The organism is Phyllobacterium sp. GQ127 (assembly GCF_059758635.1).
In genome coordinates, this window is record NZ_JCAXDZ010000001.1 from 1513356 (window position 1) to 1537995 (window position 24640).

21 protein-coding genes and 1 riboswitch are annotated in these 24640 nt (G+C 53.3%); of the genes, 12 read left to right on the forward strand and 9 right to left on the reverse strand.

What is annotated here, in order from left to right:
• Nucleotides 1-99 precede the first annotated feature (99 nt).
• Nucleotides 100-298: riboswitch (cobalamin riboswitch) on the reverse strand.
• A 181-nt stretch (nucleotides 299-479) separates the two neighbouring features.
• The 3 genes from AC6CHM_RS07710 to AC6CHM_RS07720 form a co-directional block, all read right to left on the reverse strand.
• Nucleotides 480-1757, reverse strand: a complete 1278-nt coding sequence (locus AC6CHM_RS07710; protein WP_336439648.1) for an L-fuconate dehydratase — start codon at nucleotides 1755-1757, stop codon at nucleotides 480-482.
• Nucleotides 1758-1765: 8 nt separating this feature from the next.
• A complete protein-coding gene (locus AC6CHM_RS07715) occupies nucleotides 1766-2500 on the reverse strand; it encodes an SDR family oxidoreductase (RefSeq protein ID WP_307279802.1) in 735 nt (244 codons plus the stop codon).
• An 83-nt stretch (nucleotides 2501-2583) separates the two neighbouring features.
• Nucleotides 2584-3696 carry a mandelate racemase/muconate lactonizing enzyme family protein gene (locus AC6CHM_RS07720; protein WP_354344387.1) on the reverse strand — a complete coding sequence of 371 codons (1113 nt, stop codon included), beginning with the start codon at nucleotides 3694-3696 and terminating at the stop codon, nucleotides 2584-2586.
• A 261-nt stretch (nucleotides 3697-3957) separates the two neighbouring features.
• On the opposite strand from AC6CHM_RS07720, the gene AC6CHM_RS07725 reads away from it, so the two are divergent.
• The 5 genes from AC6CHM_RS07725 (at nucleotide 3958) to AC6CHM_RS07745 (ending at nucleotide 10036) form a co-directional block, all read left to right on the forward strand.
• Nucleotides 3958-4743, forward strand: a complete 786-nt coding sequence (locus AC6CHM_RS07725; RefSeq protein ID WP_498172559.1) for an IclR family transcriptional regulator — start codon at nucleotides 3958-3960, stop codon at nucleotides 4741-4743.
• A 16-nt stretch (nucleotides 4744-4759) separates the two neighbouring features.
• A complete protein-coding gene (locus AC6CHM_RS07730) occupies nucleotides 4760-5605 on the forward strand; it encodes an amidohydrolase family protein (RefSeq protein ID WP_498172560.1) in 846 nt (281 codons plus the stop codon).
• 104 nt (nucleotides 5606-5709) lie between these two features.
• Entirely contained in the window at nucleotides 5710-7545 is a 1836-nt protein-coding gene (locus tag AC6CHM_RS07735; RefSeq protein WP_115052304.1) for a monovalent cation:proton antiporter-2 (CPA2) family protein, read from the forward strand.
• A gap of 30 nt (nucleotides 7546-7575) precedes the next feature.
• Nucleotides 7576-8127 carry a DUF924 family protein gene (locus AC6CHM_RS07740; RefSeq protein WP_498172561.1) on the forward strand — a complete coding sequence of 184 codons (552 nt, stop codon included), beginning with the start codon at nucleotides 7576-7578 and terminating at the stop codon, nucleotides 8125-8127.
• Nucleotides 8128-8458: 331 nt separating this feature from the next.
• On the forward strand, nucleotides 8459-10036 hold the full coding sequence (locus AC6CHM_RS07745; RefSeq protein WP_115052301.1) for a TerC family protein: 1578 nt from the start codon (nucleotides 8459-8461) through the stop codon (nucleotides 10034-10036).
• 290 nt (nucleotides 10037-10326) lie between these two features.
• On the opposite strand, the gene zigA is transcribed toward AC6CHM_RS07745, so the two are convergent.
• The 5 genes from zigA to aztA all read right to left on the reverse strand — a co-directional run bounded on the left by zigA (nucleotide 10327) and on the right by aztA (nucleotide 15564).
• Entirely contained in the window at nucleotides 10327-11547 is a 1221-nt protein-coding gene (gene zigA, locus AC6CHM_RS07750; RefSeq protein WP_115052300.1) for a zinc metallochaperone GTPase ZigA, read from the reverse strand.
• A 58-nt stretch (nucleotides 11548-11605) separates the two neighbouring features.
• A complete protein-coding gene (aztD, locus tag AC6CHM_RS07755; protein WP_498172563.1) occupies nucleotides 11606-12811 on the reverse strand; it encodes a zinc metallochaperone AztD in 1206 nt (401 codons plus the stop codon).
• Between the two features lie 80 nt (nucleotides 12812-12891).
• A complete protein-coding gene (gene aztC / locus AC6CHM_RS07760; protein ID WP_498172565.1) occupies nucleotides 12892-13869 on the reverse strand; it encodes a zinc ABC transporter substrate-binding protein AztC in 978 nt (325 codons plus the stop codon).
• A 17-nt stretch (nucleotides 13870-13886) separates the two neighbouring features.
• Entirely contained in the window at nucleotides 13887-14753 is an 867-nt protein-coding gene (gene aztB / locus AC6CHM_RS07765; RefSeq protein WP_498172566.1) for a zinc ABC transporter permease AztB, read from the reverse strand.
• Between the two features lies 1 nt (nucleotide 14754).
• Nucleotides 14755-15564: a zinc ABC transporter ATP-binding protein AztA gene (aztA, locus tag AC6CHM_RS07770; protein WP_307279828.1), complete on the reverse strand. Its 810-nt coding sequence runs from the start codon at nucleotides 15562-15564 to the stop codon at nucleotides 14755-14757.
• 187 nt (nucleotides 15565-15751) lie between these two features.
• Between aztA and AC6CHM_RS07775 the strand changes: the two genes are divergently transcribed.
• Nucleotides 15752-16156, forward strand: coding sequence for a Fur family transcriptional regulator (locus AC6CHM_RS07775; RefSeq protein ID WP_307279831.1), 405 nt, complete (start codon nucleotides 15752-15754; stop codon nucleotides 16154-16156).
• Nucleotides 16157-16160: 4 nt separating this feature from the next.
• Here the strand turns inward: AC6CHM_RS07775 and AC6CHM_RS07780 are convergent, their stop codons facing one another.
• Nucleotides 16161-16859: a TetR/AcrR family transcriptional regulator gene (locus AC6CHM_RS07780; protein WP_307279834.1), complete on the reverse strand. Its 699-nt coding sequence runs from the start codon at nucleotides 16857-16859 to the stop codon at nucleotides 16161-16163.
• A 147-nt stretch (nucleotides 16860-17006) separates the two neighbouring features.
• On the opposite strand from AC6CHM_RS07780, the gene AC6CHM_RS07785 reads away from it, so the two are divergent.
• The 6 genes from AC6CHM_RS07785 (at nucleotide 17007) to AC6CHM_RS07810 (ending at nucleotide 24252) form a co-directional block, all read left to right on the forward strand.
• Nucleotides 17007-18185, forward strand: a complete 1179-nt coding sequence (locus AC6CHM_RS07785) for an HlyD family secretion protein (RefSeq protein WP_498172569.1) — start codon at nucleotides 17007-17009, stop codon at nucleotides 18183-18185.
• Nucleotides 18186-18217: 32 nt separating this feature from the next.
• The gene (locus AC6CHM_RS07790; RefSeq protein ID WP_115052292.1) at nucleotides 18218-19807 is read left to right on the forward strand and encodes a DHA2 family efflux MFS transporter permease subunit; all 1590 of its coding nucleotides are present in this window, start codon (nucleotides 18218-18220) and stop codon (nucleotides 19805-19807) included.
• Nucleotides 19808-20205: 398 nt separating this feature from the next.
• Complete coding sequence (locus AC6CHM_RS07795; protein ID WP_115052291.1) at nucleotides 20206-21309, forward strand: ABC transporter substrate-binding protein; 1104 nt, start codon at nucleotides 20206-20208, stop codon at nucleotides 21307-21309.
• A 160-nt stretch (nucleotides 21310-21469) separates the two neighbouring features.
• Nucleotides 21470-22384, forward strand: coding sequence for an ABC transporter permease (locus tag AC6CHM_RS07800; RefSeq protein ID WP_498172570.1), 915 nt, complete (start codon nucleotides 21470-21472; stop codon nucleotides 22382-22384).
• Nucleotides 22381-23172 carry an ABC transporter permease gene (locus tag AC6CHM_RS07805; RefSeq protein ID WP_115052289.1) on the forward strand — a complete coding sequence of 264 codons (792 nt, stop codon included), beginning with the start codon at nucleotides 22381-22383 and terminating at the stop codon, nucleotides 23170-23172. Before AC6CHM_RS07800 ends, AC6CHM_RS07805 begins: the two co-directional genes overlap by 4 nt.
• Before the next feature lie 15 nt (nucleotides 23173-23187).
• Complete coding sequence (locus AC6CHM_RS07810) at nucleotides 23188-24252, forward strand: ABC transporter ATP-binding protein (protein WP_498172571.1); 1065 nt, start codon at nucleotides 23188-23190, stop codon at nucleotides 24250-24252.
• The last annotated feature ends 388 nt before the right edge of the window (nucleotides 24253-24640 follow it).

Here is a 24640-nt window from a genome sequence, read left to right on the forward strand (position 1 = left end):
CCATCTCATTTGCGAAAGAACTGACTGGTGGTGACGGAGAAGACCGTCCGTATGGCTGCCCATACAAAACAATGCTCCTTGATCGCCCACCGCGATCAGTCGGTGTTATCGCTTGCGGCTGGTTTCCGGGCTCTGGAGTTGCTCTTGCGAGCCTCACGGCGCCTTCCCGGAACCATGCTCCAGTGGCTATTTTGCCGCGTTTCACTCCACTACCGTTGCGGGGGCAGCGCCGGGATTAAACCGGCTTCCCAATTCTCCACCTTCCCTAGAAAGCGGCACCTCAAGTAGCCTGATAAAAGCATCCGGATGATAAAAAGAATAGGTGCGGAAACGACATCGCATTTACACAAGACGACACGACCGAAAAAACAGAAAATGCCGCCACTCCGGCACGTCAGAATGGCGGCACAATACCCTTTCCATGTCAGCAATGAATATCACCAGAGACGGCGATGGTTCATTTACCGGGCGGAAAGGCTTTAAAGACCGTGATGCAAATACTGCTTGATCGATTCCGGTTTCATCTCAATTGAAAAGCCCGGCAGCGAGGGTGGCATATAGGCCGCATCCTGAATGTTGCAGGGATCAACAAAATGCTCGTGCAGATGATCGACATACTCGATAACCCTGCCCTCTTTCGTCCCTGAAACGGCGATATAATCAATCATTGACAGATGCTGGACATATTCACACAGACCAACACCGCCCGCATGCGGCCAGACTGGCAGCTCATACTTTGCGGCGATAAGCAGCACCGCCAGCACTTCGTTCAGTCCACCCATGCGGCAACTATCGATCTGCACGACATCGATAGCGCCTTCGGCGATGAACTGTTTGAACATGATGCGGTTCTGACACATCTCACCGGTCGCGACTTTCACCGGATGGATAGCCTGCCGAATTTTGCGATGGCCCGCAACGTCGTCGGGGCTCGTTGGCTCTTCAATGAAGAACGGCTTGACGAAGGCAAGCTTGTTCACCCAATCAATGGCTTCATTCACTTCCCAGACCTGATTGGCATCGATCATGAGAATGCGGTCAGGGCCGATCACTTCGCGCGCGATGGTAAGACGTCGGATATCATCTTCGAGATCGCGGCCGACTTTCATCTTAATGTGGTTGAAGCCCGCATCCACGGCCTCCTGACAAAGGCGACGGAGCTTTTCATCGGAATAGCCCAGCCAGCCTGCCGATGTCGTATAGCAGGGATACCCATCTGCTTTTAGCGTTTCAATACGTTCTTTCTTACCGACCTCTGCTCTACGCAGAATTTCCAGCGCCTCTTCAGGCGTCAGCACGTCCGTAAGATAGCGGAAGTCCACGATTTTGACGATCTCTTCCGGCGTCATTTCACCGACCAGTTGCCAGACAGGCTTCTTCGCTTCCTTGGCCAGCAAATCCCAAACGGCGTTCACTACCGCGCCTGTGGCCAGATGCATTGCACCCTTATCAGGGCCGATCCAGCGTAACTGGCTGTCACCGGTGATAAAATGCCAGAATCTGCCCGGGTTTTCCTTTATCCAATCAAGTTCAAGGCCGATAACAAGGTGTTTCATGGCCTCAATGGCAAGGCAGCAGATCTCATTGCCGCGCCCGATGGTAAAGGTAAGGCCGTGGCCGGAAAGCCCTGCATCCGTATCCAGCACCACATAGGCAGCCGAATAGTCCGGGTCAGGATTCATGGCATCCGATCCGTCCAGACTTTGCGAGGTCGGGAAACGGATATCGAAAACGCGAAGATCAGTGATGATGGTCATGGTCTTTCCTAAACTGTCCAGCCGCCATCAATATTGTAGGCCTGTCCCGTGGTGTAGGTAGCACCAGCAAGATAGACGGCAAGGTCAGCGATTTCTTCCGGGAGGCCCAGACGCCCCATGGGCTGGCGCGCTATAAATGCCGCCCGCGTGGCGTCATAGTCGCCACCAGCGCGCATGCGTTGCTCAAGCGAAGGACTTTCCACCGTGCCGGGGCAGATCGCATTGCAGCGAATACCCTGCGTAATATAATCCGCGGCTACCGATTTGGTTATTCCCAATACGGCAGCCTTGGTCACGCCATAGGCAAAACGGTTCGGGACACCTTTCACGCTGCTGGCGACTGAAGACATATTGACGATAGCACCGTCCTTACGTTCGATCATACCCGGTAGTACCGCCCTGATCGTGCGGATCATGGCGCGGACATTGAGATCAAGTGCAAAATCCAGATCGGCGTCCGGCATATCGAGAATTGAACCGCCATGGACAAAACCAGCGCAATTAAACAGCACATCGATAGCGCCGATTTCGCCAATGACCTGCGTCACTTCTTCTGCCTTGAGCACGTCGAGCTTGCGCGGCTTGATATTGGCTTCCTTCGGCAAAGCATCAAGCAGTTGCTGATTGATATCGGTTGCATGCACGATTGCACCTTCGCGTGCGAAAGCCAGCACCGAAGCCCGACCAATGCCTTGTCCAGCTGCCGTGATAAGAACGCGTTTGCCTTCAAGCTTGCCTGTCATCTCATATCTCCATTGGGCATCTTATGATGCCAGTCATGCACTTCAGCCCTGAACAGGGCAATCATTTCTCGTTAAGTCAGCCATCAAACGCGAATTTCAGTGGTGAACTCTTCCACGCTGCGCGCTTTGACGGCATCCCAGTCCCAGTCAATTCCGATACCTGGTTCCATCGGTGCCAAAGCATAGCCATTCTCGATCCGCATTTGAGTCTTGGTCAGATCATCAAGCTGGGGAATATACTCAACATATTTGCCGTTCTGAACCGCGCATGTCAGACTGACATGGAGTTCCATCAGGAAGTGTGGACATATGGGAATATTGAAAGCTTCCGCTGCGTGAGCCACTTTCAGCCAGGGAGTGATCCCGCCAATACGGCCAACATCGACCTGAACGATGGAGCAGGCTCCCTTTTGCATATATTCGCGGAAATGCCGGATCGAATAGAGCGATTCTCCAACCGCCACGGGCGTTTGTGTAGAAGCTGACAGGCGCACATGCCCATCAATATCATCCGCTGGCAGCGGCTCTTCCAGCCACGCCAGATCAATATCCCGCAACACGTGCGAGCGCCGAATGGCTTCATCAAGTGAAAAACCCTGATTTGCATCCGTCATGATCTCAAATCCGGAACCGACGGCAGCGCGAACGGCCGACAGGCGATCAAGATCTTCCGATCCATGCGGACGGCCGATCTTGACCTTGGCACCTTTAAAACCCTTTGCCTTGGCTTGCAGCGCGTCATCGACCAGAGCCTGCTTTTCAATATGCAGCCAGCCACCTTCAGTTGTATAAAGCGGGCAGCGATCCTTTGCGCCGCCAGCGAGTTTCCATAAAGGCAGATTCTGCTTCTTGGCCCGTAAATCCCACAGAGCGATGTCAATGGCTGCAAGCGCAATCGCAGTAATTGCGCCGATGGTGGTTGCATGTGTAGCAAATTCAAGATCATGCCAGATGGCTTCGATCTGGTCTGCATCCTTGCCAAGCAGTCTGGGTGCCAGATGATCGGAAAGAAGTCGCATTACCGACGATCCGCCCGTTCCGATCGTATAACTATAACCCGTGCCCACAGCGCCATCGCTATCGGTAATTGTAACGATTGGCGTTTCCTGGCTGACAAAACTCTGAATTGCATCCGTCCGCAGCACCTTTGGCGGCAGGTCAACCATCCGCAGTTCCACGCGCTGGATCTTAGCCAAATTATCCTCCCGTCGGGCTTTGTATATTGCCCTTATATATTATATACCCATATATGGGAACTTCATTCATATACAAACATTTGCGCCACATATCGTCAAGCAATGAAACCGCTTCCATCTGCTCATGTTCTTCGTATAAGCCTAGATGAGAGGAATTCCAGGAAAATGGGAACCGGTTTTCTATTCGGAATTGCGCTAAAATAAACAGTCAGGGCGCAGGCGATTCAAAGATTGCAGAAGCGCTCCAGGGGGTATTCGCATATGACTGATGAAGACGACAGTGACCGCTATCGCGCGCCCGCACTCGACAAAGGTCTTGATATATTGGAGCTGCTTGCCGGCATTGATGGCGGCGTAACACAGGCGGAGATAGCCAAGCGCCTTGGCCGCAGCCCCAACGAGTTTTACCGGATGCTAGATCGCTTGGTGCGCCGAGGCTATGTAACCAGGCTCGAAGGTGATCGCTATTCATTGACGCTCAAGCTTTTCGGCCTTGCACAGCTCCACGCCCCTGTTCGGCGGTTGGCGGCTTACGCAACGCCCTTGATGCGCGATCTTGCGGTTCAATCGAAGCAGGCAAATCATTTATGCGTGTTTGATCGCGGGGCAGTCGTGGTCGTTGCCCAGCAGGAAGCGCCTGAATATTGGGGAATCTCAATTCGGGTCGGCTCGCATATGAGTTTGCTCAATACCGGCTCCGGTCATGTATTGATGGCATTCCGTTCGCCTGAAGAGCGTAGCCTGATGATCGCCGAGTATGAACGCCACGTTGATGATAATTCACAACCGGACGACTATCGTGATCGGCTGAATATGATACGCGAACGCGGCTACGAGGTCATGCCCAGTGCCCAGACGGGAGGGGTTTTCAACGTTTCTGCTCCAGTACTCGGGCCGGATGGGCGCGCGATTGCTGCAATCACCTGCCCCTATATTCAGGTCCTTAATGTTCCTGAAGCACCTAGCGTTGATCAGGTCTGTCAGATGATAGTTGCGACAGCGAAAAAACTGTCGGAACTTTCCGGCGCCGACGTAGGTAAGACCTGATTGGAGAAATCAAATAATGGCCAGTGAATTGATTGATACGCACCTGCACCTCATTGACCAATCCGTCTTGTCCTATCCTTGGCTATCCAGCGTGGAAGTGTTGAACCGTGATTTCCTCTACGAAGAATATGCCCAGCAAGCACTTCGCGTCGGCATTACCCGCGCATTGCATATGGAAGTTGACGTCGCAGCCTCTGATATTGAGCGCGAAACGACCAACGTCGCCAAATTATCCGCACGCGAAGGAAACTTGATTGCGGGGGCGATCTCTTCCTGCCGCCCGGAAGATGAGGGTTTTTCTGCCTTTCTTGAGCGGCAACTCGCAAATCCACTGGTCAAGGGCTTTCGGCGCGTTCTCCACGTCATGCCCGACGAGCTTTCTGCGCAGCCATTATTTCGCGAGAATTTAAAGAAGCTTGGAGGCACGGGGCTATCTTTTGACCTGTGCGTTCTGCCCAAACAGATCGAAAAAGCGATCGCCCTTGCCGACCTTGCCCCCGACGTTCAGTTCATTCTTGATCATTGCGGCGTACCCGATATCAAGGGCGAGGCATTCAAGCCATGGCAGGCAGGCATCACCGAAATCGCAAAGCGCGCCAATGTCACGGCGAAGATATCCGGCGTGATTGCCTATGCCGATGCGCAGACCTGGAACGTTCAGACTTTGGCCCCTTATGTGAACCACGTCATTGCCAGTTTTGGTTTTGATCGCCTGGTTTGGGGAAGCGACTGGCCAGTATGTACGTTGGGTGGAGGCCTCGCCACATGGGTTGCTGCCACGCATGCGCTTGTTGCCGGCTGTAGCAAGGATGAGAAGGCAAAACTTTTCTCGCAAAACGCCAAGCGGATCTGGAAGCTGTAATCTTCAAATTATTGTAGAGGACATCTCGTCCATTTTAGCTTGCCTGCTGGGCACCACCGCTTTACCTGTGAAAATCAGAGCAATTGCGCATCGCAGGAGAGACAATGGCAGCTGAAGCAAGTGGCCCCGATCTATTAAGTGTTGTCGTCCTGCTGGGTGCAGGCGTGGTCGCTGTCCCCCTGTTCAAGAGGCTCGGGCTAGGATCGGTGCTTGGCTATCTTGCCGCCGGACTGGTCATCGGTCCCTTTGGTCTTGGCTTCTTTTCTGACCCTGAAACCATTTTGCATGTGGCTGAACTTGGCGTTGTCATGTTTCTGTTCATTATTGGACTGGAAATGCAGCCGACGAAACTTTGGGGCATGCGCAATGAGATTTTCGGTCTCGGTGCATTACAGGTCATCGTCTGCGCGCTGCTGCTGACTGGCGTTGGCATCGCAACCGGCTTTCCCGTTGCCGTGTCTTTCGTGTCAGGCGCAGGCTTTGTTCTGACCTCGACGGCCATCGTCATGCAATTGCTGGAAGAGCGCGGCGAAATTGCCTCGGCCAAAGGCCAGCGCATGGTATCGATCCTGCTTTTCGAAGATCTGGCAATCGTACCGCTGCTGGCGCTGGTCGCTTTTCTTGCACCCATCAGCACCACCGAGGCGGGCGGATTGCGTTGGCTTGATATTGGCATCGGGATTGGCGCTGTCGCGGGCCTTATCATTGCGGGGCGCTACCTGCTCAATCCCCTGTTCAGCCTGCTCGCCATGACGAGAGCCCGGGAGGTTATGACTGCTGCCGCTTTGCTGGTTGTGCTCGGGGCCGCGCTTGTCATGCAGGTCAGCGGCCTTTCCATGGCCATGGGCGCTTTCCTTGCAGGCGTACTCCTGTCTGAATCCACCTTCCGCCATCAGTTGGAGGCGGATGTCGAACCATTCCGCGGCATATTGCTTGGGCTTTTCTTCCTCGCAGTCGGCATGTCCCTTAATCTGGCTGTCGTTGCCGCCAACTGGCAAATGGTGGTCTTCTACGTTGCCGCCTTCATGATCGTCAAAGCAATCGCGATCTACATTGTGGCTCGCATGCTGAAATCATCCCATCGCGAATCGCTGGAACGCGCCATTGTAATGGCTCAGGGCGGCGAATTTGCCTTTGTGCTTTATTCCACGGCGACGGCAGTGGGCATTCTGGATGGCGAATCCAATGCGATCCTGACGGCAATCATCATTATCTCCATGGTTCTTACGCCTCTCGCCATTATCGGCATGCGATATATCTTGCCAGCCGAGACGCAGGCGCTGAAGGATGTTGATATAGCGGAAGGATTGACCGGCAGGGTATTGGTTATCGGTTTTGGCCGTTTCGGCCAGATTTCCAGCCAACCGCTGCTGCTTCGCGATGTCGACGTATCGATCATTGATAATGATATAGAAATGATCCAGGCAGCCGCGCAGTTCGGCTTCAAGGTCTATTATGGCGATGGCACGCGTCTGGATATTCTGCACGCAGCCGGTGCTGGTCGCGCCCAGGCAGTGTTGATCTGCGTCGATAAGGCAGAAACAATTCTTTCAATCGCCCATCTCATCAAGGCCGAATTTCCGCTGGTGCAGATTTATGCGCGGTCATTTGATCGTGGCAATACGATTGAACTGATCAAGATCGGCGTCGAGTACCAACTCCGCGAAACCTTTGAATCCGCGCTCATGTTCGGGCAAACAACTTTGATCGGACTTGGCGTTGATCCCGAAGAAGCAGCCGAGATCATCCGCGACATCCGCCAGCGCGATGACGAGCGTCTCGATCTTCAACTGGCTGGCGGCATACATGCAGGCAATGATCTCATGAAGGGCAATATGCCGGTTCCCGGACCTTTGATCAAACCACGCCAGCCCGGACGCCCCTTGAGCGAAGAAACTGCAAGTGTCTTGCCCATTGCCGCATCTGCGGACGCAAACTGAGTGGGCCGGTCAGACTAAAGAGGATAGAATATGTCAAAGGAACAATCGTCGGTAATCAAGGAAGTCACTGACTTCTGGCGTGAGGCCGGACCGGAAAAATGGTTCAAGAAGGACGAAGCCTTCGACACTGTTTTTCACAAGACATTTCTTGACGAACATTTCGCCGCCGCAAGACGGGAATATGAAGCTTGTGTCGACACGGCTGAGGGTGCGCTGGCACTCATGATCCTGCTCGATCAGTTTCCCCGCAATTGTTTCCGCAATACCGGTCATATGTACGCGACCGATGAACTGGCGCGCTATTACGCAAATCGGGCGCTGGAACAAGGCCATGACATTTCTGTCGCGCCGGAACTGCGCGCATTCTTCTATCTGCCATTCATGCATTCGGAAGATGTGGACGACCAGCGCCGTTGTGTAGAGCTTTGCAGTCACGGTTCTCCAGCAAATGTCGAATATGCCAATGACCACTATGACATTATTCAACGTTTCGGACGTTTTCCCCATCGCAACATAATATTGGGCCGCGATACCACCGAGGAAGAACGCGCATTCCTTGATGCAGGCGGGTTTGCCGGCTGAAATATCTATCGCGGTATCGGCTTTGTTATTGTCCGCCACTTGAACCAAAGCGGCGGGACTGCCATTATATGCGCATCTGGCACCGATACATTTCACAATTTCAGCCAGTGACACAGGGACTGACCGCGCGCATCAATGCCGGACGATCAATCTGAAGAGCCGGACTTGCGAAGCATGCTGACTCTGCACTCGCAGCGTCAGCACCGAAAACCCGCCATTCTCCCTTATCCTGAATTTGCCCGCTATGCTGGTGGATTTGTGCTGTTTTTGACAGCCGGTCCGCCCGCAAAGTCATGCTCTCATTTTATCCGCTAACAGGACCCGACTTCCAATGGATCTGACATTTCAATGGATTGCCGACCCCAATGCCTGGATCGGTCTTGCGACGCTCGTCGTTCTGGAGATCGTGCTTGGTATCGACAATCTTGTTTTCATTGCCATTCTTGCCGACAAACTTCCGCCGCACCAGCGTAACCGGGCACGACTTGTCGGCCTGTCGCTGGCATTGGTCATGCGGCTTGCCTTGCTCGCCTCTATCTCCTGGGTCGTTACCCTCACGGAACCGCTTTTCAGTGTTGCAGGATTTGCTTTCTCCGGCCGCGATCTCATTTTGATCGTGGGCGGCGTTTTCCTTCTGTTCAAGGGGACGATGGAGTTACATGAGCGGCTGGAGGGAAGTCTTGCAGCCAAGGAAAGCAATGCTGTCCACGCCGTATTTTGGCAGGTCATCGCGCAGATTGTCGTTCTGGATGCCGTGTTCTCATTGGATAGCGTGATCACCGCCGTTGGCATGGTCAAGCACCTTGAAGTGATGATGATTGCGGTCATTGTCGCCGTCGGCGTGATGATGCTCGCCGCAAAGCCATTGATGAGCTTCGTTAATCGTCATCCGACAGTGGTTATCCTCTGCCTCGGGTTTCTGATGATGATAGGTTTCAGTCTCATTATCGAAGGTTTCGGCTTTCATATCCCAAAGGGCTATCTCTACGCGGCCATTGGCTTTTCGGTTCTCGTGGAAGCTGCAAATCAGTTTGGCCGCCACAATCGCGAAAAACGCATCACCACAATGGACTTGCGCGATCGCACGGCTGGTGCCGTTCTGCGCCTTCTCGGCGGTGGTCGCGGCAGCGATGCGCCTCACTCGGACACGCTGGATGCCATAGCAGAACATTCTGCTGCATCAGATGTTTTCCATCCGGAAGAAAAGGAAATGATCCGCGGCGTCCTCGATCTGGTCGAGCGACCGGTGCGCTCGATCATGTCGCCACGCAACGAAGTGGAGTGGCTTGATCTGGATGAAACCAATGAGGAATTGCTCGCGGAAATCCGCACGCTCGCCCATAGCCGCGTTGTGCTTGCCCGAGGGCGCGTGGATGATTTTGTTGGTGTCGCGCTCACCAAGGATTTGCTGTTCGCAATTTTGGATGGCGGCAAGATCGATTGGGAAAAGGTGACACGCCAACCACTCATCTTGCATGAGAACGCCAATGTTCTGCGCGTGATGGAACAGCTTCGCGGTTCAACTGTTCAGATGGGCGTTATCCTCGACGAGCATGGTTCGTTTGAGGGTGTGGTGACGCCAACCGATATTCTCGAAGCGATTGCCGGTGATTTTCCTGAAGAGGGTGAAGAAAGCCCGATCCTCGAGCGGTCCGAAGATGGCAGCATGGTGGTGGATGCCTATATCGACATCCGCCGTTTGGGCAGCCTCATCGATCGGGATTTGGTCGATGACGGCGACCGTTACACCACGCTCGCCGGTTATATTCTGTGGAATCTTGGGCATATTCCGACCACAGGCGAAAAACTGACCGTCGATGACTACGAGTATGAAATTGTAGAAATGGATGGCCGAAATATTGGCAAGGTGCGCATCAGTTCAACCTTGGCTTCGGCGCTTTTCATTTAGAGCATTTCCAGCAAAAGTGTGAAGCGGTTTTGCGTTGGATAATGCGTAAAAACAAAGAGATAGAGCATTACGGTGACTCCGTTTTTATTGGAAATGCTCTAGAAGCTTTTTCGCAATCGCAACTCATGACCTCTTCCGGGCACTGATGTCCTTCCCCCAAAAGGGAAGGACTATCGCAATTGAAGCTTTTGGTTTGAACAGGCTTTGCCCGCTCGTCTGAGACATCAAAACCCAGGAGTTTCGATGCCAGATTCTGCATGGTTCCCAAGCGCAATCTCATTTGCCGGCTCTCAGGAAGCCTGTCTCATCCAGCTTGGAAAGGGGTCCAGCAACGCCTCCCATTTATGCGGCGTGAATTCATCCGTATCCAAGAGACAGGCGTCGAGTTGCGCGCGGATTTCAGCTTCATCCATGGGATCGACGCCGATGAAGACCAGTTCCTGGCGCCGATCACCCCAAATAGGATGAAGATATGGCTTCATGGCATTCAACCACTCGGGACTATCAGGCCAACGGCTTTTCGAAACCGATGACCACCAAAGACCGCGCTTTTCTGATCTGACCAATGCACCCGCCTGGCTAAGCTCGCCGACATGGTCCGGCCGTGTCGCAAGCCAGAAAAAGCCTTTGGCACGGATGACCCCGGTCCAGTTTGAGTTGATGAAATCCTGGAACTTTTGCGGATCGAACGGGCGCCGTTCACGATAGACAAATGAGCGAACACCATATTCTTCCGTTTCAGGTATGTGATCGGCAAAATTGTTCAGTTCCTTGTACCAAAGCGGGTTTTCTTGCGCCTTGTCGAAATCGAAAAGGCCCGTGTCCAGAACGTCGGCAAGATTGACCTTGGCAAAATCCGTTTCGATTACCTTGGCATCTGGATTCAGGGCACGAATGATTTTTCGTGCGATATCGCGGTCATACATGGAGGCCGACGATATCTTGTTCAGGATGATGACATCGGCAAATTCGATTTGATCGACGAGAAGATCGACCAATGTACGGTTATCACCATCACCCAGTGACTCGCCACGATCCTTGAGAAAGTCGCTGGAGGCATAATCCTTCAAAAGATTTGCCGCATCAACGACAGTCACCATTGTGTCGAGGCATGAGATATCCGACAGGCTCATGCCGTTTTCATCACGAAAATCAAAGGTGGATGCCACCGGCAGCGGCTCTGATATGCCGGTCGACTCTATCAACAGATGGTCAAACCGGCCTTGACTTGCCAATTGCCGCACTTCTGCGAGAAGATCGTCGCGCAAGGTGCAGCAGATGCAACCATTGGTCATCTCAACCAATTGCTCTTCCGTCCGCGACAAGTTAGCACCGCCGTCGCGGATAAGCGCGGCATCAATATTAACCTCGCTCATATCGTTGACGATAACCGCGACACGGCGGCCCTCACGATTGTTGAGAATATGATTGAGGAGTGTGGTCTTGCCCGCTCCGAGAAAACCCGAAAGCACTGTCACGGGCAAGCGCTTGGCTGTTGCTGTGTTTTGCATGGCTTTAGCCTTTCCAAAAAAAGAAGCCCACGCGCTGTTCAAGCGCGCGGGCATAGAATTACTCGTGAACTTCGCCCGACCCGCCTATGGCCACAACATTGTAAGGAGTGCCTTCAACTGGAATATCGCGGGACTTTTCGAAACGGGCTGCGTCAATGACCTGCAACCGGCTTTTCAGAGGGTCGGTAAGTATGATGTCATCGCCTGCGACGGCAATTCGAGGCCGCGGCAGGTTCCAATGGCCGTCCATGCTGTAAGGCTCTGTAAGCTGTAGCGATTTTTCAATCTTGCCGGTGATGACGTCCAGCTGGTGCAGTTGACCATCCTCGGTAAAGATATAGGCAAAGCGCGGGCGCACAGAATCGACAGCAAAATGAACGCGGCGTGCGGGAAGCTCGATCAGACGGAATGCATCTTCAGCGGTTGGATCAATCAGAACCACCGCCTGCGGCCCGTAATTGCCCAGAAAATACTGTAACCCCTTGCCACCAACCAAAGCTGAGGACTTGCCCTCTGGAAGCGATTTTGAATAATCAAGATGATTGATCTCCAGCTCGTCATTCGCCGATTTCACCAGAAGCAGACCCGATTTACAGGCTATGGCGACGATACTGCCTGAGGCCGCTTCGCCGTGGAGATCCGGGCAATCATACAATTCTCCTGAAACTTTATTATTCGCTCCGGCAATACGCACGCCGATGGGCAGCTCCTTGACTGGCTCTGTCGGGTGCGGTTCGGACACGAGAACCTTCTCACCGAAAGCGACCGCAACGCCATGATGCGGCGAGGCAACTTTCACTTCCCTTGCATCGGCCTTCTCGCCCAGGACGTCAGACTCTTTAACAATTTTGACCGCCCCGTCCCCATCAAAGAACAAGGCAATTTGCCCATGGTGGTCGACAAAGTGCGACGGTTTCTTTCCCGCAAAATTCAAATTGAGCAGCGTAGGCTTTTCAACTTTCAGATCCCCGTGATCTCCATGATCATCAAGGGAAATGCCACTTGAAATGACTGAGAATTGGCCAGCATCACGCTCGTTGGCGAATACCAGGCGACCACTTTCGCTCTTCGAAAGGCTGGCTGGTGCTTTCATCTTGAACGTGTCCAGCACCTCGCCGGTCTTGGCATCCAGAGCGCGTATTACGGGATCGGCCTGATCGGCGACGAATAGCCGCCATGCCGTTTTTCCCTCTGCCAAGGCGGGGGTCATCAGCAAACCAGCTGTGATGGCGAGAGACGAGAACACAAGTAGGTGCCGTGTCATGGTTTTCTCCTAATGTAATAACATAACATTTCTGGGTAAAAGAAAAGCGGAGTCCTGCTCCGCTTTTCCGGCGTGCCGTATTAACTGCCGAGAATGGCTTTCTTGAATGTAGCGATATTGTGCTGCATCATTTCGACATAGGTCCCGGCACCATCCTCAGGCTTGGATAGAGCATCCGAAAATAGCGTGCCGCCGACGTTCAGTTTCGTTTCGCTGGCAATCTGCTCGATCAAACGCGGGTTGGTGATATTCTCGACAAAGATTGCCGAGGCCTTGTCTTCCTTGATTTGCTTGATCAGGGCAACAATATCGGCAGCAGAGGCTTCCGAATCCGTCGAGATGCCTTCTGGCGCCAGGAATTTCAGGCCATATTCATGTTCAAAATAGCCAAATGCATCGTGCGACGTGATGACGAGGCGCTTGCTTTCCGGAATTGACGCAATTGCGGCCTTCACATCTGCTTCCGTCGCGTCGAGCTTCTTGGTGTAGTCGGCAGCATTGGTCTTGTAGGTATCGCAATTTGCAGCATCAGCCGTGCAGAAGGCGTCGGCGATATTCTTCACATAAATCTTTGCGTTGCTGATGGACTGAAAAGCATGCGGATCATAGGCACCGTGATCGTGGGCATGCGCTTCACCCTCATGCTTGTGCTCTTCGCCTTCATGCTTGTGCTCTTCTCCACTCGCATGATCATGCTCTTCTTCGCCGCTTTTCAACGGCTCAACGCCCTTGGTCAATTCAACGATTGGTGCCTTTGTGGCGCTTGCTTCTACAAGCCGCGGCAGAAATCCCTCGAAGTTCAAACCATTGACCAACACAACATCAGCTTTGGCAACAGCTGCGGCATCAGATGGCTTTGGCTCATAAACATGCGCGTCGCCATCCGGGCCAACCAGCGTCGTCAGATCGATCTTGTCGCCACCGACATTCTTGGCGAAGTCAGAGATGATCGAAAAACTCGAAACAACTTTCAGGTTTTCGGCAGAAGCAGAACTATAGGCTGCACTCAGTAATAGTATAACATTTAAAGCACTGGCAAGTTTGAGGGTTTTGATCATGGTCTCTTTCCTTGATTTTATGCGGTTCTGTGACGATGAGGGCGAAGGCGGCTTTGTAGAATTCCGCGCGAGCCCATTATGATGGAGCAAAGATAAACTGCACCGGCAGAGAGAATAATAGCCGGTCCTGATGGCACCGAAAAATGATAGGAGATCAACAGTCCCCCGACACATGAGGCAAAGCCGATTGCTATGGCCACGGCGCACATCGGCCCGACACGAGCAGTCCAGAAACGCGCAGCGGCAGCCGGAAGCATCATCAGCCCGACAGCAAGCAATGTGCCAAGCGCCTGAAAACCGCCGACGAGATTTATCACCACCAGGCCGAGAAATATGAAATGAACCGGCGTACCGATGCGGCTGACAGAGCGCAGAAATAACGGATCAAGACACTCCGCCACCAATCCCCGCCAGAAGATTGCCAGTGTCACGACACTGATTGCCGAGATAAGACCAATCAGGCCAAGCGCATCATTATTGAGCGCGAGTACCGTGCCGAACAGGACATGCATGAGATCAACATTCGATCCGCGCAGCGAAACAATCAAAACACCCAGCGCCAGCGATATGAGATAGAAAGCCGCCATTGAAGCGTCCTCCTTCTGGATGGTAAAGCGGGAAACCGCCCCCGCCCCCAAGGCAACGATGACACCGGCAACCAGCCCGCCAATTGTCATCGGCACGATCTGCAAACCATAGAGAAGGAAACCGACCGCAGCGCCGGGCAGGATCGCATGCGCCATCGCGTCGCCGGTCAGGCTCATGCGACGCAGCATCAAAAATACACCGACCGGACATGAGCCAAGTGCCAGAGCCAGCGAACCCAGCAATGCACGCTGCATGAAGCTATAATCAACGAAGGGAGCAATCAGAAAATCATACATGCTATGCAGCCCCCTTTTTCATATGGTCATGGGGTCCGCTGTGATTGTGGGCGTGCGTGTGATCGTGACCATGCAACTGGTCATCCTCGCACCATGCAGCGCCTTCTTCCCATGCTTCGTGGAACTGGCGGGCGTGGAGAAGATTTTCCGGCCGCAACGTATCGCGGGATGAACCCCAGGCAATTGGCTTGCGGGCCAGAAGCAGGGTTTCCGGGAAATGTTCCTTCACCAGTTCTAGATCATGCACGACAACCATGACGGTCCGGCTTTCGCCATGCCAGCGCTTGATGAGGCCGACGAGATCAGCAACGGTCTTGGCATCGATCGCATTGAAGGGTTCGTCCAGCAGAATTATGTCAGCGTCCTGCACAAGAACGCGCGCAAACAATGCCCGCTGCAATTGTCCGCCGGACAGGGTATCAATGCCGCGCTTTTCAAAGCCGCCAAGCCCCACAGCCATCAATGCCTGTGAAACGCTTGCCCGGTCTTCTTTGCTGAAACGGCCCAGTAATCCCCGCCTTGGCCACAGACCAAGTGATACGAGATCGACCACGCGTGCCGGGAAAGACCGGTCAAGCTCTGATTGCTGCGGCAGATAGGCGATCCGCATGCCCTTCTCGACTGTGCATGAGCCGGACATGGGCTTCAACACACCGACAATACCCTTCATCAGCGTGGACTTGCCTGAACCATTTGATCCGACAACGGCTGTCAAAGATCCCCGCGCGACAACGCCGCTAAGGTGATGCACAGCTGGATGGCTGTGGTAACCCAACGTAAGATCACGAAATGTCAGACTTGGTTCAGTCATAAAGGTAAAACTCGCGGAAAAGCCGGATTTACTGAAAGCCTTCTCGGCAAATTCTTGACGTCTTCGTATGTGATGTTATTACATTAGTCAACAATGGCAAATTTGAGATCAGTGGAAAAGAGATGACGCACTGGCGGTTCGTGAAAAAATTTCTTATCTAGTAAGCAGATAAAAGGAACAAGCGAATATGGCGGCCACTCAGGAACTCACCAAGAACCAGTCACTGGTTTTCGACGCTTTGACACGCGCCGACGGGCCGTTGAGCGCCTACACTATTTTGGACCAATTGCGTGAAAATGGTTTCCGCGCCCCCTTACAGGTCTATCGCGCGCTGGATAAACTTCTCGATTATGGGATGATCCACCGGCTTGAAAGCATAAATGCCTTTGTTGCTTGCTCCCATCCTCATGATCATAGCCACAACCATGGCATGATCGCCTTCGCGATCTGCGAGAAATGCGGCCAGGTTACCGAGTTTTCAGATGACGTTATCACTGCCCGTGTCCGTGAATGGACAAAGGGTAATGGGTTTAAACCTTCCAAAACGACAATCGAAATTCGCGGCATCTGCGCCAGCTGTGGCACAGCCTGAATATTCAGCGCTTGCCATAGGCTCTCAGAAACACATCGACACCCGCAGTAACCGTCTTGTTGATTTGTTCTTCCGTCGGTGCCTCATCCATGCAGCCAAACAGCCGGCGCTTGAAGAGGCCCGTCATCACAAGATCTGACAGTTGATAGGTGGCAAGTTCGGTATCTTCAATTTCCAGATCGCCCGCGGCGACATGCTTGTCCAGAAATGCCTTCATCATCGCCTGCCCCTTTTTCGGGCCCTGCTCGTAAAAGCTCCGGCTCATTGAGGGCATGCGTTCGGCCACACCGATAACAACACGCTGCGCACGAATGACCACATCGGACGTCACCTTGATCGAAAGCGCCTTACCGAATGCGATAAGTGCATCACGCAAATCATAGTCGCCCTCAAAGGCGGAATAAATACCGCTGAAAAGCCTTTCGCGATAACTGATGCAAAGTTCGAGAAAAAGCTCCTCCTTGCTATCGAAATAGACATAGATCGTGCCTTTGGAGACACCAGCCTCGCGCGTAATGTCATTCATGCTGGCTGCGTCAAAGCCCATCGTGGAAAATACCCGGTCGGCTCCCTCCAATATTTGCTGACGCTTTGCCGGATCTTGCCCGGCAGCTAAACGGCCCTGCCGCTCATCGCCCGATAGCGCTGCTTCCAGCGCGTTAGCGGTGGACAATGATGTCGAATAGGCCTTTTTAGATGACATTCTCGTTCTGTTTCCTCGTTTGTTGTTCTTTTTTCGAACCAAGCGGTTCGATCCCCTTGATATGCGCTCTCAATTGCGCTATGTCAACGATCGAACCGAATGGTTCAATCAGTTTTATGGCTGAACATCCGTAGAAAGAAACCCCAAATGCCTGCGTCCAAAGCAAAGAATGAGGCTGACATCCGTCAGTTCCCGGCTCCAGTTTCAAAATCCGAGATGCCCGCAACTACGGAAGCGCCGCAACATGATGTTGCCGCTGACGTAAAGAAAGCCGAGCCTCCCAAGCGCTCCCGCAAACGGCTGATCCTGACGACTATTTTGGTAGCGGCGCTCGCCGGTGGTGCATATTTCGGTTACGGATATTGGACGACGGGCCGTTTTATGATTTCCACCGATGACGCCTATATCCAGGGCGATATTACTGCCATCGCTCCCAAGGTGACCGGCTATATCGATACAATCAATGTTGTTGCCAACCAGCGCGTCAAAGCGGGTGATCCATTGATCACGCTTGATAATGGCGATTACACGCTCGCTGAGGAACAGGCCGAAGCACAGATTGCCACGCAGAAGCTTTCGCTTGACCGTATCAAGGCGCAGACCGAGGCCGCAAGGGCTTCGCTGACCGAGGCGCAGGCTGGAAAGTTGAGCGCACAGGCAGTGCTGACCAATGCGCAAGCCGGTTCGGTACGGGCCAATCAGTTGCATGCAACGCGGTTTGCTTCGCAGTCGACGCTTGATGATGCAACTGCCGCATTGGATCAGGCAAAGGCCAATCTTGCATCCGCTGATGCAAAGATCGCCAGCGCAGCCGCCAATGTCGGCGTTCTTGAGGCCCAATACAAGGAAGCTGAAGGCACCATTGCCTCGCTCGAACTGTCGAAAGACAAAGCAGCGCGCGACCTGAGCTTTACCGTCATCCGTGCACCAGTGGATGGCGTCATTGGCAATCTTGCCGCCAAGAAGGGCGACCTTGTCAGTCCCGGCCAGCGTTTGGCTGCACTCGTTCCTGTTAATGCGCTCTATATCGATGCAAATTACAAGGAAACGCAGCTTCGTGACATAAATGTGGGCCAGAAAGTCCACATTCGGGTCGATGCGCTGGATGGCGATACGTTTGAAGGCACGGTTGCTTCCATTGCACCGGCCTCCGGCGCCGTCTTCTCCCTTCTTCCTCCGGAAAATGCCACGGGTAACTTCACCAAGGTTGTGCAACGTGTTCCTGTTCGCATTGCCTTGCCGGGTGACGCCTTGGCCAGCGGCAAGTTGCAGGCGGGCCTCAGCGTCGTTGTCGATGTCGACACGCGGACGACTCCAGCCAAGTAAATCCGGTTCCGGAATCGGAAAGGGCGACGATTATGGCAAATGCAACAACGGCAGCCGGCGGTCCGGGCGCTCCAGCCATTCCGGAAGATAAAATCGATCCCAAAAAAGCCATCGCCTTTCTGGCGATGGTCTTTGGAATGTTCATGGCGATTCTGGACATTCAGATCGTCTCGGCATCCCTGGCCGAAATTCAGGCAGGCCTCAGCGCCAGCGCTGATGAGATTTCATGGGTCCAGACCTCTTACCTGATCGCCGAAGTTATCATGATCCCGCTGTCAGGTTTTCTGGGACGGCTGGTTTCAACGCGGATTCTTTTCTCGGTATCTGCCGCAGGTTTCACCGCCGCCAGCGTGCTTTGCGCCACTGCAACGAATATTGACCAGATGATCGTCTACCGCGCCATCCAGGGCTTTATCGGCGGTGGTATGATCCCAAGTGTGTTTGCGGCTGCCTTTACAATTTTCCCGCCCTCCAAACGCTCCATTGTTTCCCCTATGATCGGCCTCGTGGCGACATTGGCCCCAACGATCGGGCCGACGGTCGGTGGTTATCTGAGCCATGCTTTTTCGTGGCATTGGCTCTTTCTTGTCAACGTCATCCCCGGTATCGCCGTTGCGATCGCTGCGTGGAACCTGATCGACTTCGACAAGGGCGACCGGTCCCTGTTGAGCAAATTCGACTGGTGGGGTCTCGCCGGTATGGCAGCATTCCTCGGTTCGCTCGAATATGTGCTTGAGGAAGGTCCACGCAATGATTGGTTGCAGGATCACGCCGTCTACTATTGCAGCATCGTCATGGTCATTGGTGGCATCATCTTCTTCTATCGGGCCTTTACCGCCGAACAGCCCATCGTCGATCTTTTCGCCTTCAAAAATCTGAACTTTGCCTTTGGATCAGCCTTCTCGTTCGTCCTCGGTATTGGCCTCTATGGCCTTACCTATATCTACCCGGTCTATTTGGGGCAGATTCGCGGCTATGACGCGCTGATGATCGGGGAAGCGCTGTTTGTCAGCGGGCTTGCCATGTTCATGACCGCGCCAATAGCCGGTTTCCTGTCCGGCAGGATGGACCCGCGTATTATGATCATGATCGGCTTTATCGGTTTTGGCGCGGGCACCTGGACAATGACGCATCTTACTGCGGACTGGGATTTCTACGAATTGCTTGTGCCGCAGATCCTGCGCGGCTGTTCGCTCATGCTGTGCATGGTGCCGATCAATAATCTTGCGCTTGGCACTTTGCCGCTGGCTCGCCTGAAAAACGCTTCCGGCTTGTTTAATCTGATGCGTAATCTTGGCGGCGCGGTCGGGCTGGCAGTGATTAACCAGATACTCACTGATCGCGGTGCGCTGCACTACGCCCAGCTTTCCGAAAATGTTCGCTGGGGCAATCCGGAAGCAGAAGATTTGATGAATTCCATGTCGAAGAATTTTGCTTCACATGGACTGGATGGAACCACGACCGCTCTGAGCAGAATCTCCGGCATGGTTCATCAGCAGGCCTCGCTGCTGTCCTTCATGGATGTCTTCTATATCCTGACAATGCTCTTTGTATCGCTGGCGGTTTTCGCAATCCTGATGCGCAAGCCAGGGGCACCGGCATCCGGAGGCGGCGGACATTAGAGTCGCCCCCTCCATCCGCCCGGCATCCCCCTGCTCCGGCAAATGGGAAAATTAACTTAGTCTCCTAAGTTGTTTCGCCAGCTCTGGCGTTCAGTCCTGATGCTGAAGCTGTCATATTGTGGCCAATTCGCCCCTTTTCCCTGCCCGAATTGGCGTCTCCAACAATGTTTTTGTCGTTATTGAAGTAATTTTGAAACGATTGGGAATACCCCATAAATTTAGGCTTTCGCCGAATTGCTAAGCCGCCGAAAAAGTGGTTCACTTATCCTTACTGCTCAGGGAAAGTCTGTTCACCGGCACGTCACGGGTCTGTCATCCAACTGACATGAGAGACCTGTATCGGGTGCCGGACGTCGGATAAAGAGCCAATGACGTATCGCTCAAACAGGGGTCTAAAAATGGTAGGTTATACAAAACGCGCGGTAGCGCTGTCGACTGCTGTGCTATTTGCCAGCACGGCAGTTTCCTTTGCCGACGCACCGGCAGATTTGGTTGCGGCTGCAAAAAAGGAAGGCACGCTGACCACAATCGCCTTGCCGCATGACTGGTGCGCCTATGGCGATGTGATCGCTGGTTTCAAGGCCAAATATGGCATTGAAGTCAACGAACTGAATCCGGATGCAGGCTCGGGCGACGAGATCGAAGCCATCAAGGCCAACAAGGACAATAAGGGCCCGCAGGCTCCTGACGTCATCGATGTCGGCTTTGCTTTTGGTCCATCGGCAAAGAAAGACGGCCTAACCCAGCCTTATAAAGTCTCCACCTGGGACTCCATTCCTGACAATGTAAAAGATGCTGAAGGTCACTGGTATGGCGACTATTACGGCGTTCTTTCCTTCCAGGTAAACACCGACATCGTCAAGGAAGTCCCGAAAGATTGGGCTGACCTTTTGAAGCCTGAATATGCAAATGCCGTTGCTCTTGCTGGCGATCCGCGCGCTTCCAATCAGGCTATCCTTGCTGTAGGCGCCGCTGGCGTTTCCACAGGCGGCACTTATGGCGCTGCGGCAGGTGAAGCAGGTCTTAAGTATTTTGCTGACCTCAACAAGGCTGGCAACTTCGTTCCAGTTATCGGCAAGTCCGGTACATTGGCTCAGGGCGCAACACCGATCATCATCAACTGGGATTATAATGCGCTTTCCGGCCGCGACACTCTCAAGGGCAATCCGCCTGTAGAAGTTGTTGTTCCGGCTTCCGGCGTTGTTGCTGGTGTGTATGTTCAGGCCATCAGCGCTTACGCACCTCATCCAAATGCTGCCAAGCTCTGGATGGAATATCTCTATTCCGACGAAGGTCAGCTGACATGGCTCAAGGGCTATTGCCATCCGATCCGTTTCAACGATCTTGCCAAGAACAACAAGATCCCCAAGGACCTGCTCGACAAGCTGCCTCCTGCTGCCGCCTATGAAAAGGCAATTTTCCCGACTCTCGATGAACAGGCTGCCGCCAAGGAAGTCATCACCAAGGGATGGGACAAGATCGTAGGCGCCAACGTCAAGTAATACAGGATAAAAATCCCCGCGGGTCCGCCGCGGGGATTTTTCCATCATGTGAGGGCCAGCGTCGGCCCTGAATATCCGATGGGTCGGTATCCTGGCTGCCTTGCCTTTGCATTACTCTGGCGCGGCTGAATATTACTTTATCAAGTGGTCCCAAACACTCATGAGTGCAGTTTCAGAACAAGACGTTTCATCACCAGCTCCACCGGCGGCGCCAATAGCGAATGAGCGCAAACGCCTGTCGCTCGACTGGCTTGGGGTCATGCCCTTCATCATCTTTGCCGTGCTGTTTTTGATATGGCCGACAATCTATCTGATTGCCGGAGCCTTTCAGGACAGTCAGGGTAATCTGACACTCACAAACATTGTGAATCTGTTCCAGCCATCCATCATGGATGCCTACTGGATATCCATAAAAATTTCCCTTGCTTCGGCCATTCTCGGTGCAGCCATAGGGTTTTGCGTCGCTGCTGCTGTCACACTTGGCGGTTTGCCGCCCTGGATACGCTCGCCGCTAATGACCTTTTCGGGCGTCGCTTCCAACTTTGCCGGCGTGCCGCTCGCCTTTGCTTTTTTGGCGACGCTGGGGCGAACAGGGCTTGTCACGACGTTCCTCTATAATGTTTTCGGCTTCAATCTTTATGGCCACGGCTTCAATCTGCTCAGTTTCTGGGGCCTGACGATCACCTATCTCTACTTTCAAATTCCGCTGATGATCCTCATTATTACGCCAGCTTTGGACGGGCTGAAGAAGGAATGGAAGGAAGCAGCGCTCATTCTTGGCGCAACCGGCCCGCAATATTGGCGCATGGTCGCATTTCCCATTCTCTGGCCTGCACTGCTGGGCACGATTCTCCTATTGTTTGCTAACTCGTTCGGCGCAATTGCGACCGCTTATGCACTCACCGGTTCATCGCTCAGCATTGTTCCTATCGTGCTCTTCGCGCAGATTCGCGGCGACGTCTTGCAAGACCCTCACCTCGGTTATGCGCTGGCATTCGGTATGATAGTTATCACCGGCGTTTCCAACGGTATTTATATCTGGATGCGCGCCCGCAGCGAACGGTGGCTTAAATGAAAACCAATCGTTTCTGGTCTTGGATCGCACTTGCTTTTGGCATCATATATTTTGTGGTGCCGCTTATCGGCACTCTGGAATTTTCGCTACGCATGCGCCGCGGCGTATATTCCTTCGATGCCTATTGGGTCATCCTCAGCGATCCTCGCTTTCAGGCAACATTCGGCTACTCCATCGTTATGGCGCTGGTGACAATTATTGTCGGTATCGTGCTGGTTGTTCCCACTGCCTATTGGGTGCGCTTGCGGCTCCCCGGCTGGCGTCCATTCCTTGAATTCATCACGCTGCTACCGCTGGTCATTCCGGCAATTGTTGTCGTGTTCGGCTATATCCGCCTCTACAATACATCGTCATTTCTGCCCTTGACCGGCTCCGCCATGGGTACCAACCTGCTGCTGGTCTTTGGCTATACGATGCTGGCATTGCCCTATATGTATCGCGCTGTGGATACGGGCCTTGGCGCTATCGATATCCGCACCATGACCGAAGCTGCGGAAAGTCTTGGTGCAAGCCGGTTAAAGATCATGTGGAGCGTCATTCTCCCCAATGTTCTGGTTGCCGTGCTTTCCGGCGCCTTCCTGACATTCGCCATCGTCATCGGCGAATTTACCATGGCGGCGCTGCTCAACCGGCCCGCATTTGGACCATTCCTGCAGCTTATCGGTGCAAACCGCGCCTATGAGCCTGCGGCTCTGGCAGTCATTTCCTTTGCAATCACCTGGGTTTGCATGGGTCTTATTCAGGTTGTCACCCGTCTCAATAAATCCCTCGCTGCCACCAAGCGCTAAGACCGGATAGAAACAATGTCATTTCTCACAATCAGCCATTTGAAAAAGAGTTTCGGAGCGACCACTGTCGTTCATGACTTCAATCTGAATATCGAGAAGGGTGAGTTCGTTTCTTTTCTCGGACCCAGCGGCTGCGGCAAGACCACAGTGCTGCGTATGGTAGCCGGCTTTGAAACGCCCACATCCGGCAAGATCAGCATTGGCGGTCAGGACGTGGTGAACCTGAAACCGAACCAGCGCAATATCGGCATGGTGTTTCAGGCCTATGCGCTATTCCCCAACATGACCGTCGCTCAGAATGTCGCTTTCGGATTGAAGGTCGCAAAGAAACCGCAAGCGGAAATTAACGCAACCGTTCATGAAATGCTCTCATTGATCAAACTGGATCACTTGGCGGATCGTTATCCTTATCAGCTTTCAGGCGGCCAACAGCAGCGCGTGGCTTTAGCCCGCGCGCTGGCTACCAAGCCACAGGTTCTCCTGCTGGACGAACCGCTTTCAGCGCTCGACGCCAAGATTCGCGTTTCGCTGCGTGAGGAAATCCGCGCCATTCAGCGCAAGCTTGGCATCACCACCATCTTCGTGACACATGATCAGGAAGAAGCGCTGTCGATCTCGGATCGTATAGTCGTCATGTATGAAGGCAAGGCTGAACAGGTCGCCGCGCCATTCGAGATTTACAATCAACCATCCTCGCGTTTCGTTGCGTCCTTCGTTGGCACGTTGAACACGCTCGATGCGACAGTTCGCGATGCCGCTGCCGGTATTATTGCAATTGATGGCAAGGATGTGATGATCGGCCAGAAGATCACCAATCACAAGGTTGGTGATAAGATTTCTCTCGCGGTACGGCCGGAGGCTGTCAGTCTCGGTGAAGCAACCGACAAGCGCGAGACAACGCTGGATGGCAAGATCAACAGCGTGCACTTCCTTGGCTCGGTCATCCGCATACGCGCTTCGCTCGGCGAAAATACCGTTTCCTTCGACACATTCAATAATCCAAGCGCACCTCCACCCTCACCGGGCGAAAACGTGAAGGTCAGCCTGGCGGCAAAGGATATGCTGCTCTTGGGGCAATAGACAAATATCGCATTGATCCGGATTGCAGACGATCCGGATCGTTATTAGCTGTTGTGACACAGCGTATCGGAAATTGCCGCTAATGTGGCAATTTCATCGCCAATAAGGTTGAGACGCAGATTAATCTGATAATTCAGCGCAATTCTCTTGGTCAGCCGTTTTCTGACGAAAATAATTGAATAGAGTCATCATGCCAAAAAAGATCGTCAACTGGACACCGAACGTCCATAGCGATGCTTGAATAGGCTTATCAGATTGCCACAAAATAATTGTGAGCCAAGCCGACATGACGAGGCTCTCGACAAACCAAAATGTCAAAATCTCAGAAAATGACGATCCGACAAATTTCGAAGTCGGCATATTTCCTCTGCCTAAGCCAGTTACCCAA